Here is a 12271-nt window from a genome sequence, read left to right on the forward strand (position 1 = left end):
CGCCGCGATGACGATCCAGCAACCGGTCGGCACGGGCGCGCTGCTGCTGCCCCAGCCTTATCTGCTCTTCCTCGGCGACACCACCGAGCCGGGCTTCGCCAAGACGGCGTTCGGCCTGCGCGATTGGGCGGGGGAGAAATGCGTCGGCGAGTTTTCGTGCGGCGCCACCGTCACCACCAAGCTCGAGAAGATGACTCCGGAGCAGGCGGTGGCCGAGGGCGCCAAGGGTCTCGTGATCGGCGTCGCCAATCCCGGCGGGGTGATCCCGCCGTCGTGGCGCAAATCGCTGGTCGAGGCGCTCGAGGCCGGGCTCGATCTCGTCGCGGGGATGCACACGCGGCTCGCCGATATTCCCGAACTGGCCGAGACGGCGGCGCGGCTCGGGCGCAGGCTGATCGACGTGCGGGTGCCGCCGGCCAATATTCCGGTCGCCACCGGACGCAAGCGCAGCGGCAAGCGCCTACTCACCGTCGGCACCGATTGCGCGCTCGGCAAGAAATACACCGCGCTGGCACTTGCGCGTGCGTTCAAGCGGCGCGGGGTCGACAGCGATTTCCGCGCGACGGGGCAGACCGGGATCATGATCGCCGGCGGCGGCATGCCGATGGACGCGGTCGTCTCGGACTTCGAGGCGGGGGCGGCGGAGATGCTGTCACCCGACGCGGCGCCCGGGCATTGGGACGTGATCGAAGGGCAGGGCTCGCTCGCGCACCCGGCCTATGCCGCGGTGTCGCTCGGGCTGCTCCACGGCAGCCAGCCCGACGTGTTCGTCGTCTGCCACGAGCCGGGACGGACCGACATGCTCGGCACCGCGGGCTACAAGGTCGCGACGATCGAGGAGATCATCGACCTGACCTTGGCGCTCGGGCGGCGGACCAACCCCAACATCCGCTGTGGCGGGATCAGCTTCAATACCTCGGCGCTCGACGAAGCCGAGGCGGCGGAGGTGATGCGGCGCGAGAGCGAACGGCTCGGGCTCCCCGTCGCCGATCCGGTGCGCGGCGGGCCGGCGTTCGACGCGCTGGTCGAAAGCTGCCTGGCATGAGCGGCGCGGCGGCGGGATCGAGCTGGTTCCAGCGCTTCCTGCTGCCAGGTTTCGCGATGAAGGCGGTGATCATCGGCGGCGGCTATGCCACCGGGCGCGAGCTGGCGGAATATTTCCTCCCCGCGGGGCCGTGGGGCGGGCTGGCGGGGATGCTACTCGCGATGCTGCTGTGGAGCGTGATCGCGGCGACTACCTTCGCTTATGCCCGGCTGGCGGGCGCGCTCGACTATCGCGCCTTCTTCGCCGATCTGCTCGGGCCGGCCTGGGTGGCGTTCGAAGTGGCGTACATATTGTTCGTCGTGCTGATCCTCGCGGTGTTCGGGGCGAGCGCGGGGGCGATCGGCGCGGCGATGTTCGGCTGGCCGAGCTTCGTCGGCGCGGTGCTGCTGGCGGTGGGCATCCTCGCCACCGTGTCGCTGGGCAATGCGGCGGTCGAGGGCGTGTTCAAGTACGTCTCGTTCCTGCTCTATGGCGTCTACGCGCTGTTCCTGATCCTCAGCCTGACCAGCTTCGGCGACCGCATCGCCGCCGGTTTCGCGAACCCGGCGCCGTGGGACGGCTGGGCGGCGGGCGGGCTGACCTATGCCAGCTACAACATCATCGGCGCGGTGGTGATCCTGCCGGTGCTGCGCCATCTGACCAGCACGCGCGACGCGGTGGTCGCGGGGATCATCGCCGGGCCGCTGGCGATGGCGCCGGCGATCCTGTTCTTCGTGTGCATGATCGCCTTCTACCCCGCGATCGGCGCCGAGACCTTGCCGTCGGACTTCCTGCTGCGCCAGCTCAACGTCCCCGCCTTCCACTTGCTCTTCCAGGCGATGATCTTCGCCGCCTTGCTCGAGAGCGGCACCGGCGCGGTCCATGCAATCAACGAGCGCATCGCAGGCGTCGTCCGCCGCCGCCGCGGCACCGACCTGGGCGCCCCCGCCCGCGCCATAATCGCTGGGCTATTGCTACTCATTTGCATGTTTGTCGCCGAGCGCGTCGGGCTGATCGCATTGATCGCGAGCGGTTATCGGCTGCTCGCGTACCTGTTCCTCGCCGTGTTCGTGCTTCCGTTGCTGACCATCGGCCTCGTCCGGCTTCTGCGCCGGCCCGCCGCCAAGGAGATCGCCGCATGAAACTGCGCATCCTGCTCGCGCTGCCTTTACTCGCTTTCGCCGCGCCGGCGCTCGCCGATCCGCCGACCGGGCTCGACGCCAAGGTCGAGGCGCTGCGCAAGGCGACCGGCGCGCCGGGGATTGCGGTGGCGATCGTTGAGCATGGCAAGACCACGCTCGCCAAGGGCTGGGGGGTGCGCAAGCTCGGCAGCCCGGCCAAGGTCGATGCCGACACGATCTTCCAGACCGGCTCGACCGGCAAGGCGTTCACCGCCACCGCGATCGCGATCCTCGTCGATCAGGGCAAGCTCGGCTGGGACGACAAGGTGATCGACCACATCCCCTGGTTCCGGATGTACGATCCCTGGGTGACGCGCGAGATCACCGTGCGCGACCTGCTCGTCCACCATAGCGGGCTCGGGCTGGGGGCAGGGGATTTGCTGTTCGTGCCCCGCGGCAGCCTGTCGCGCAAGGAGACGGTCAGGCGGCTGGCCTATATCAAGCCGGCGACCAGCTTTCGTTCGGGCTATGCCTATGACAACATCCTCTACGCCGTCGCCGGCCAGCTGATCGAGGAAGTCTCGGGCAAGACCTGGGAAGCGTTCATGACTCAGGAAGTGCTCAAGCGCGGGGGGATGACCGACGCCACCGCGACCTATGAGGCGCGCTGGGCGACTGCCGACCGCGCCTTCCCGCACGCCCGGGTCGGCGGGGTGGTGCGCGGCGACGGGCCCAATTCGGTGCTCGACGAGCGCGAGGAGCTCGGCCGCGCGGCGATGCCCGCGGGCGGGCTCGCGCTCAGCGCCAACGACCTCGCGCAGTGGCTCAAGATCCAGCTCGCCCACGGTGCACTCCCCGGCGGCGGGCGGCTGTTCAGCGAGGCGCAGGCGGCGGAGATGTGGAAGGGCGTCACCGTCCAGCCGATCACCCAATATCCCGGCGGGCTCGCACCGCTCACGCCCAAGTTCAGCACCTACAGCCTGGGCTGGGAAGTCGAGGACTATCGCGGCGCGCGGATCATCTCGCATGGCGGCGGCGTGTTCGGATCGATCACCCACATCATCCTGCTCCCCGACCAGGATGTCGGCATCGCGGTGGTGGTCAATTCGGAGGACGTCGCCTTGCTGCGCGGCGTCGCGCACATGCTCGCCGACCATTATCTCGGGCTTTCCGACCTCGACTGGCCCAAGCGCTTCGGCGACTTCATGACCCAGCGGATCGAGGGCGGGAAAGCGGCGCTGTCGACGGCGAAGGCAGCGCCGGCCAAGGTCGGTCCGTCTCTGGCGCTCGAACGTTATGCCGGGACGTATCGCGATCCCTGGTATGGCGACGTCGCGGTGACCAAAGGCGCCGACGGGCTGCGGATCGACTTCAAGACGACTCCGCGCATGGCGGGCAAGCTCGTCCACTGGCAGTATGACACCTTCGTCACCCGCTTCGACGACAAGGCGATCGAGCCTGCCTATGTGACGTTTGCGCTCGACGCCGACGGCAAGGTCGCACGGGTATCGATGAAGGCGGAGAGCCCGATCGCCGACTTCAGCTACGATTATAAGGACCTCGATCTGCGCCCGGTCGAGGTGGCCAAGTGAACGCCTTCTTCAATCCTCCCCCGGAGGGGGAGGATTGCTTGCTGCACTGTTCCTTCTCACCGGCTGCGCGATCACGCAGGCCGAGCCGCCGCGCAAATCGCACGCGGACTTCCTAGTCCTCGACACGCATCTCGACACCCCGATCCACTTCGCCCGCCCGGGCTGGAGCTTCGCCGGGCATCACGATCCCGCCACCGATCTCGTCCAGGTCGACATGGAGCGGATGTCCGCCGGTGCGCTCGATGGCGGGTTCTTCGCGATCTACACCGAGCAGGGGCCGCTGACCGCCAAGGGCTATGCGGACGCGCTGGCCTATGCGCGCGGCCGCTCGGACCTGATCGATGCGACGCTCGCCAAATTCCCCGACCGGATCGGCCGCGCGCTGACTTCCGCCGATGCGCGGCGGCTCAACGAGGCGCACAAGCTGATCGCCTTCAAGAGCATGGAGAACAGCTATCCGCTCGGCGAGGACCTGTCGCTGCTCAAGGAATTTCACGATCGCGGCGTGCGGCTGGCCGGGCCGGTCCACGGCGCCAACAATCAGTTCGCCGATTCCTCCGGAGACACGCCCAAATGGAACGGTCTCTCCCCCCTCGGGCGCTTATGGGTAAAGGAGATGAATCGGCTGGGGATGGTCATCGACGCGAGCCATTCGTCGGACGCGACGTTCGACCAGTTGCTCGAACTGTCGCGCGCGCCGATCCTGCTCTCGCATTCGAGCGGGCGCTGGGCGTTCGACCATCCCCGCAATCTCGACGATGGCCGCATCCGCAAGCTCGCCGCAAAGGGCGGGGCAATCTGCGTCAGCACGATCTTCCTGTCGAAGATGAACCTCGGCCCCGAGCGCGCCAAGATGTTCAGCCAGTACGAGCATATCGCCGATCTCTCGCCCGAGGCGCAGGCCGATCTGGCGCGTCGCTGGCGCGCGCTCGACCAGACCGAGCCGATGTGGGCCGCCGATTTCGAACGCTACATGGCGATGGTGCTCCACGTGATCGAAGTGGCGGGGGTCGACCATGTCTGCTTCGGCGCCGATTGGGACGGCGGTGGCGGGCTGCCGGGGATCGAGGATATCTCGGCGCTGCCCAAGGTCACCGAACGGCTGCGCGCGGCGGGTTATTCGGACGCGGACCTCGCCAAGATGTGGGGCGGCAACGTGCTGCGCGTGGTCGAGGCGGCGCAGCGGAGTGCCGGACGCTGAACGAAGCTGATTGCTTCCCCTCCCTGGAAGGGAGGGGTCAGGGGTGGGTTAGAAAAGGTCGGGCTCGATGCCCGGCCTTTTCTTATATCGAGGCGGCTCGATGGGCGCGCTGACGCGCGCACCACCCCAGCCGCTCCCTTTCAGGGAGGGGAGTCGGCTAGGCGACGTCGTAGAGCAACGCGATCTCGTCGAGCGGCAGAGTGAAGCAGATCGCGGCGCCGCCCAGCGGGCTGGTGCCGCTCCAGATCCGCCCGCCGTAGGAATCGACGATCGTCCGGCAGATCGACAGTCCGATGCCGAGCCCGTTACGGTCGGCCGCCCCGAACGGCGCGAAGATGTCGACATGGTCGGGCAACCCCTTGCCGTTGTCGGCGACGCTGACCATCACCATGCCCTCCGCCGCGCGGCTGCTGCTGACGATCACTTGAGGCTTGTCGACATGCGCGACCGCCTGGGCGGCGTTGCGGATCAGGTTGAGCAGGACCTGCTGGATCTGCACCTTGTCGGCGGCGACATGCCCGGTGTCGGGCTCCAGCCGTGCGCTGATCGCAGTGCGCGCGACGGCCGGATCGGCGACCTTGCTGATCGCGATCGCTTCTTCGACGATATCGTCGAGCGACGCCACTTCGCCGGTGCGCCGGTCCGAGACCATGTCGCGCGCGCGCGCGATGATCTTGCCGCTGAGTCCGATCTGGCGGCTCGCCTGGCCGAGCAGCACCGCCAACCGATCCTGGTCGACCAGCGAATGCTTGCCCTGCTCGGCGAGATAGGTCGCGGCGCTGAGATAATTGCCCGCCGCAGTGAGCGGCTGCGACAGTTCGTGCGCGATCGTCGCGGCCATCACGTTGACCGCCTCGACCCGCGTGATGTGTGCGACTTCGGCGCGAAGCTGCTCGTGCCAGCGCTCGGTAGTGATGTCCTGCTCGGTCCCCAGCACCGAGCGCACGCGGCCGTCGGAATCGACGACCGGCGACATCCGGATCCGCAAATGCGCGACGCGGCCGTCGCCCATCGTGCTGACCACCTCGCACTGCGCGGGCTGCTTGGAGACGATCGCGGTGCGCAGCGTCTCCTCGATGTCGGCGCGGCCTGCGGCGTCGTGGAAGCCGAGTGCTTCGTCGGACGTCATGACGTCCTCCTCCGGCGGGCGGCCGTGCATGCGGCAAATCTCATCCGAGCAGGCGAGCAACTGAGTCTTCAGGTCGAGCTCCCAATCGCCCATCTTGCCGATCGCCTGCGCCTCGCAGAGCCTCTCGTTGGTCTTGGCGAGGCGCCGGATGATCGCCTCGCGGCGGCGCAGCCCGAGCCAGAAGGCGAGTGCGCCGCCGAGCAGCGCCAGGGTCAGCGCGGCGACGGTGAGGTAGAAGATGCGCGCGCGCGCATAAGACGGCGCCAGCACCTCGTCCACGCCCAGGCCGATGCTGACGAACAGGCCATAGCGCGGCAACCGCCGCTGGCTGAAGATCCGGACCACGCCGTCGACCGAGCTTGGCCCGACATAGGTGCCCCAGGGTTCGGCATTCTGGTGTCGCATCGCCAGCTTGCCGCCCAGATTCTGCCCGAAGCTGACCACTGGACCCTCGCGCCGGGCGAGGGTGAGTCCGTCGAGGCGCACCGTCGAGATCAGGTCGTGCGGACGGAAATCGGCGCCTTCGTAGAAGCGCGTCAGCCGGTCTACGGGGATGTGCAGCACCGCCATCCCGCCGAAGCTGCCGTCTGGCCGGCGGATCGGCCGCGCGAAGAGGATGCTCGGCCGGCCGCCGGCGCGCAGCGACGGGGTGAGCAGCGGCAACGATGCCCGGCCCGCGCGGAGCAGGCGGAACGCCTCGCTGCTGTCGCTCGCGCTGGCGTCGTCGGGGCGGCTCGCCCAGCGTAGCCGGCCCTCAGCATCGAACACTTCGATCTGGGCGAACAACGGGTCGATCGCCGCCGAATCGATCAGCAATTGCGGGCGGGCGCCCGCGGGAGCCGGTCCCATGTCGCGATGCTGCCGCGCCATCTGGATCGCAGCGCTGTCGGCGCGATCGAGGATCCCGGCGATGAAATGGTCATAGGCGATCGCGCGGTTGCGATTCTCGCGGATCGTGCTGTTCAGCAAGTTGCTGCGCTGGACATGCGTGATCTGGATCGCCGCCAGCCAGATCGCCGCGCAAATCGACAAGGCCGCCGCCGACAGCACGAACGGCAGCCATTTCGGGCTGGCCTGCGTCGATCCCCGCAAAGGGTAGCGAAACGCAGGAGTGGAAGGAGTCGTAAGCTTCACGCGATGATCGGCCCGGGCAGCGACGGTGACAGGCTGGCTAAAGTACCATCCTCAACAATTGTTAACTAAGTACTTGTCCGGGGAAAACCAATGGCAGAGCCGCGCCTCGGCCAATCATCGGACAATCAAATGGCGCGGCGCGCAGCCGCGCGATCAGCTTTCGCGATAGTTGTCTTTCGCGCCTATAGTCCCGAAGCGGACCGAGTTACTTGCTAACAAATACCCGCAAGGTGCTGAGAATGCGGTGGGCAAACGAATCCGACTCCGCCATCTCAAGGATGCCGGAGGTTGACGCGCAAATGATCTTCGTTCGGCGGCGGCCTGTCAGACGTTGAAGCGGAACAGCATCACGTCGCCGTCCTGGACGACATATTCCTTACCTTCGGAACGCAATTTTCCGTTGTCGCGCGCGCCGGTCTCGCCCTTGAACTGAACATAGTCGTCATAGCCGATCGTCTCGGCGCGGATGAAACCGCGCTCGAAATCGGTGTGGATCGCGCCGGCCGCCTGCGGTGCCTTGGCGCCGACCTCGACCGTCCAGGCACGCGCTTCCTTGGGCCCGACGGTGAAGAAGGTCAACAAGTGGAGCAACTTGTACCCCGCGCGGATCACGCGGGCGAGGCCGGTCTCCTCGAGCCCGAGCTCTGACAGGAATTCGGCGCGCTCCTCGACCGGCATCGTCGCGATGTCGGCCTCGATCGCCGCGGAGACGACCACCGCCTCGGCGCCCTCCGCCTTGGCCTTGGCGAACACCTTGGCCGAGAGGTCGTTGCCGTTCGCCGCGTCTTCCTCATTGACGTTGCAGACATAGAGCACCGGCTTGCCGGTGAGCAGCTGCGCCTGAGCGAAGACCTTGGCTTCCTCGGCATCCTTGGGCTGAGTCAGCCGGGCGGGCTTGCCTTCGCGCAGCAGGTCGAGCGCCTGGCCGAGCACGGAGGCCGCGACCTTGGCGTCCTTGTCGCCCTGCTGGCCCTTCTTGATGAAGTTGGGGACGCGCTTCTCGAGGCTCTCGAGGTCGGCGAGCATCAGCTCGGTCTCGACCGTTTCGGCATCGGCGATCGGATCGACCTTGTTGTCGACATGCTGGATGTCGTCATTCTCGAAGCAGCGCAGCACGTGGACGATCGCGTCGACTTCGCGGATGTTGCCGAGGAACTGGTTGCCCAGGCCTTCGCCCTTGCTCGCGCCGCGGACGAGGCCGGCGATGTCGACGAATCCGAGCTGGGTCTCGATGATCTTGGCCGAGCCGGCGATCTCGGCGAGCTTGGTCAGCCGCGGATCGGGCACCGCGACATTGCCGACATTGGGCTCGATCGTGCAGAACGGATAGTTCGCCGCCTGCGCCGCGGCGGTCTCGGTCAGCGCATTGAAAAGCGTGGACTTGCCGACGTTCGGAAGGCCGACAATGCCGCAGCGGAAACCCATGGGAAGCTCGATCCTGTATCTGAAGGGCCCATCGGGCCAGGCTGCGGGCTCGATAGGCGCAAAGCGCCGGACTTTCCAGTGTGGAGCAAGCCGAGGGGCCGGGGCGTTGAGGCTGCATGGTAGTGAAGCGTATCGACTCCGCCGCCGCGCGCCTGATGGGCCTCGAAGGCGCCAATTTCCGCGAGCCTGCCGGCGAGCCAGCGATGCTCCCGCCCGATTCGGTGTCGTGGCGCGTGTTCCGCAATCCGGTGACGATGTATGTCGGTGGGATCGCCGCGGTTCTGCTCGAGCTCGGCGAGCCGCGCGTGCGGCACGGCGTTTGGGATCATAGCAGCTTCAAGCGCGACCCCGCGACGCGGATGCGCCGCACTGCGCTCGCTGCGATGATCACGGTCTATGGCGCGCGCAGCCAGTTCGAGGCGCTCGCCGCACGCGTCAACCGCATGCACGCGAAGGTTCGCGGCACTACCGACGACGGCCGTGCCTATGTCGCCGACGATCCCGACCTGCTGCTCTGGGTGCAGGCGACCGCGAGCTGGGCCTTCCTCCAAGCCTATCATCGCTATGCGGAGCCGCTCGACCAGGCCGAGCGCGACCGTTTCTATGCCGAGGCGAAACCGGGAGCCGCACTATACGGCGTCGAGGCACCGCCGGTCAGCGAAGCCGAGATGACGGCGCTGATGGCGCGGATGCTTCCGCAGCTTGAGCACTCGGCGGCGATCGACGAGCTGATCGCCATCCTGCGCACCGCCGATATCCTGCCGCGGGCGCTCCGCCCGATGCAGAAACTCGGTGTCCGCGCCGCAATCGACTTGCTGCCGCCAGCGATGCGCAGTCAGCTGGGCCTGGCGCACGCGCGCTTCGGCCGGCGCGAACGCGCGCTGCTGGGGCTGCTCGCCAAGGGGGCGGCGCGCTTCGAATTGCCGTCGAGCCCGGCGCGGCAGGCGATGGCGCGGCTGGCCATGTCCCCGCGATACGGACCGGCCAGGCTGGCTACGTCCTAGCAATGCAACGCTGCTTGACGCCCCCCCGTTCATCTAGGGTACAGGGGCGCCGGGCCTTGTCAGGCATTGAGTATTCGAGGAGCAGGGAATGATTCGCCGTCACATGATCATGAGCGCCGCCGGGGCGACACTGGCGCTCGCGAGCTGCAGCGGCAGCGACGATCCCACTCCGACGCCGTCGCCCACCGCCACGCCGACCCCGACGCCGACTGCGTCGCCGACCTACACGGCATTCCCGCTCGCCGCGGCTGCCGAGTTCGGCACGCTCAACGGCTCGATCAGCTATACCGGCGATCCGGCGGGCGCCGTGACGCTGGGGGCGGCGGCCACCGATGCCACGCAGAGCCGCGTCCGGCTTGCCACCAGCAACGTGATCGCGAGCGCGACCTATGTGATCAACGAGTCGGGCGAGGAATCGCGCTTCGTCAATGCGAACCTCACCACGGCGCCGACACCGGCGGTAAACGAGTTCATCTTCCGCACGAACGACACTGCGACCGCCGGCAAGTTCTCGCAGCTCGAGTTCCTCAACAACACCATCCCGAGCCAGGTGACCAGCAACGCCAATCTGGCGCTGACCAATGTCAGCTACGTCAATTGGTGGCGTGGCGATTCGACCACGGGCACCAAGCGGATCACCACGTCGATATTCGGCTATCAGACCGTGACCACGGACATGCCGACCACGGGCACGCAGGCCTATACGTCGACGGTCGCAGGAAAGCTTGTCGATGTGACCGGCGGGGTGACCACCGTCTCGCGCATCGGCGGCACCGTCACCGTTTCGGTGAACTTCTCGACCAGCGTCGTCGACCTCACCTTCACGCTCAATCGCACGCCCGAGGGCGGCGGCGCCACCACTGCGTACGGCACCTTCACTGCCCAGGGCGCGATCCCGGCCAAGGAAAGCCGGTTCAACGCCAGCTTCGGCGGCGGCACCACGCTGGGAGGCACGCTGGTCGGCGCCTTCTTCGGCTCGCAGGGCAAGGAGATCGGCATCGCCTTCGCAGCCAACGGCACGGTCGGCGGAGGCAATCAGCGCCTCGTCGGCGTAGTCGTCGGCAAGAAGTAACGCCGCCGATTGGCGGAAGGAGAGGGGCTCCGGGAAACCGGGGCCCTTTCTGTATCCGTGCTCCTGCGAAAGCAGGAGCCCAGGATGACGGGGTACTGCCCTGAGCCCCGGGCTCGTGCTCTCGCAGGAGCGCTGGCGTAGAGGTTAATCCTGCAGCCGCGTCGCCACGTCGCTCATGAAGCGGGCGTCGTTACCCTCGGCCAGCCAGGGCGCCTCCGCGGCGATCGCGCCGAGCATGTCGGTGAGCGGGTCGATCTCGGCCTTGGCGTAGTTGCCGAGGACATAGCCGGTGACGCGGTCCTTGTGTCCGGGATGGCCGATACCCAGTCGCACGCGCCGAAAGTCGGGGCCGAGATGCGCGTCGGTCGAGCGCAGGCCGTTATGCCCGGCGGTGCCCCCACCGGTCTTTACCTTGACCTTGAACGGCAGCAAATCGAGCTCGTCGTGGAAGATCGTGACGTCGGCGGGCGTGAGCTTGTAGAAGTCCATCGCCGCGCGCACCGCGCGGCCGCTCTCGTTCATGAAGGTGCCGGGCTTGAGCAGGATCACCTTTTCGGAGCCGATCCGGCCCTCCTGCGTCCAGCCCTGGAACTGCTTCTTCGGCGCGGAGAAGCCGTGCACTTCGGCGATCGCGTCGATCGCCATGAAGCCGACATTGTGCCGGTGCATCGCATATTGCGGCCCCGGATTGCCGAGACCCACCCAGAGCTGCATCACCAAATCCCAGAAACAAAATCGCCCCCGCACCTAGGATGCGGAGGCGATTATTTGAACCGTGAAGTTCGCAGGAACGATTACTCGCCCTCTGCCTCGCCTTCGCCGGCTTCGGTCTCGGTATCGCCTTCGCTCGACTTGAGCGCCGACGGGGCCACCACGGTCGCGATGGTGAAGTCGCGATCGGTGATCGCCGAGGTCGCGCCCTTGGGCAGCGTCACCGCGGAGATGTGGATCGAATCGCCGACTTCGACGCCCTTGAGCGAGATCTCGATCTGGTCGGGGATCTCGGCAGCATCCACGACGAGCTCGAGCTCGTGACGGACGACGTTGAGCACGCCGCCGCGCTTGATGCCGGGGGCTTCTTCCTCGTCGGTGAACACGATCGGCACCGCGACGGTGACGGTGGCATGCTCGGAGATGCGCAGGAAGTCGACATGGACCGGGCGGTCGGTGACGACGTCGAAAGCGACGTCCTTGGGCAGGGTACGCTCGCCATTGATCATGACGACCGAGTTCATGAAGTGCCCGGTGTTGAGCAGCTTCATCAGCTCGCGCTCGTTGACGCTGATGCCAACGGGGTCTGCCTTGTTGCCGTAGATCACGGCGGGGACGCGGCCTTCACGACGAAGCGCCCGGGAGGCTCCCTTGCCAACCCGGGCCCGCGTCTCGGCCGACAGCGTAAGCGATTCGCTCATGTGTCGTTTCCAATGCGCTAAAGTGTTTCGGTCATGCCGGGCAGGCCTCCAGGGATGACCCTGCCCAGACAAGCGCGCGCCTCTATAGGAAAGGGGCGGAAAGCGCAACCTACTCAATCCTCCCCGGCACGGGGAGGAGTTTTACTCACCCCAATTC

The 12271-nt window shown here is 67.1% G+C and carries 10 protein-coding genes; 6 read left to right on the forward strand and 4 right to left on the reverse strand.

Annotation, left to right across the window (positions count from 1 at the left end):
* Positions 1-7: 7 nt before the first annotated feature.
* Genes AC3WJI_RS17765 through AC3WJI_RS17780 form a run of 4 tightly spaced genes read left to right on the forward strand, consistent with a single transcriptional unit; the run spans position 8 to position 4938 of the window.
* Positions 8-1045, forward strand: coding sequence for an N-acetyltransferase DgcN family protein (locus AC3WJI_RS17765; protein WP_492758622.1), 1038 nt, complete (start codon positions 8-10; stop codon positions 1043-1045).
* The gene (locus tag AC3WJI_RS17770; RefSeq protein WP_492758623.1) at positions 1042-2166 is read left to right on the forward strand and encodes a YkvI family membrane protein; all 1125 of its coding nucleotides are present in this window, start codon (positions 1042-1044) and stop codon (positions 2164-2166) included. The genes AC3WJI_RS17765 and AC3WJI_RS17770 overlap by 4 nt, the downstream gene beginning before the upstream one ends.
* Positions 2163-3737: a serine hydrolase gene (locus tag AC3WJI_RS17775; protein ID WP_492758624.1), complete on the forward strand. Its 1575-nt coding sequence runs from the start codon at positions 2163-2165 to the stop codon at positions 3735-3737. The genes AC3WJI_RS17770 and AC3WJI_RS17775 overlap by 4 nt, the downstream gene beginning before the upstream one ends.
* A gap of 34 nt (positions 3738-3771) precedes the next feature.
* Positions 3772-4938 carry a dipeptidase gene (locus tag AC3WJI_RS17780; RefSeq protein WP_492758625.1) on the forward strand — a complete coding sequence of 389 codons (1167 nt, stop codon included), beginning with the start codon at positions 3772-3774 and terminating at the stop codon, positions 4936-4938.
* A 157-nt stretch (positions 4939-5095) separates the two neighbouring features.
* Here AC3WJI_RS17780 and AC3WJI_RS17785 read toward each other — a convergent pair whose 3' ends face one another.
* Both AC3WJI_RS17785 and ychF read right to left on the reverse strand, forming a co-directional pair.
* A complete protein-coding gene (locus AC3WJI_RS17785) occupies positions 5096-7159 on the reverse strand; it encodes an ATP-binding protein (RefSeq protein ID WP_492758626.1) in 2064 nt (687 codons plus the stop codon).
* Positions 7160-7525: 366 nt separating this feature from the next.
* Positions 7526-8626, reverse strand: a complete 1101-nt coding sequence (gene ychF, locus AC3WJI_RS17790) for a redox-regulated ATPase YchF (protein WP_492758627.1) — start codon at positions 8624-8626, stop codon at positions 7526-7528.
* A 116-nt stretch (positions 8627-8742) separates the two neighbouring features.
* On the opposite strand from ychF, the gene AC3WJI_RS17795 reads away from it, so the two are divergent.
* Both AC3WJI_RS17795 and AC3WJI_RS17800 read left to right on the forward strand, forming a co-directional pair.
* Positions 8743-9630: an oxygenase MpaB family protein gene (locus AC3WJI_RS17795; RefSeq protein WP_492758628.1), complete on the forward strand. Its 888-nt coding sequence runs from the start codon at positions 8743-8745 to the stop codon at positions 9628-9630.
* An 88-nt stretch (positions 9631-9718) separates the two neighbouring features.
* On the forward strand, positions 9719-10702 hold the full coding sequence (locus tag AC3WJI_RS17800; protein ID WP_492758629.1) for a transferrin-binding protein-like solute binding protein: 984 nt from the start codon (positions 9719-9721) through the stop codon (positions 10700-10702).
* Positions 10703-10846: 144 nt separating this feature from the next.
* On the opposite strand, the gene pth is transcribed toward AC3WJI_RS17800, so the two are convergent.
* Both pth and AC3WJI_RS17810 read right to left on the reverse strand, forming a co-directional pair.
* Complete coding sequence (gene pth / locus AC3WJI_RS17805) at positions 10847-11416, reverse strand: aminoacyl-tRNA hydrolase (RefSeq protein ID WP_492758630.1); 570 nt, start codon at positions 11414-11416, stop codon at positions 10847-10849.
* 80 nt (positions 11417-11496) lie between these two features.
* Positions 11497-12114 carry a 50S ribosomal protein L25/general stress protein Ctc gene (locus AC3WJI_RS17810; RefSeq protein WP_492758631.1) on the reverse strand — a complete coding sequence of 206 codons (618 nt, stop codon included), beginning with the start codon at positions 12112-12114 and terminating at the stop codon, positions 11497-11499.
* Between the last annotated feature and the right edge of the window lie 157 nt (positions 12115-12271).

It is taken from the genome of Sphingomonas sp. FW306-1B-B10E (assembly GCF_058782005.1).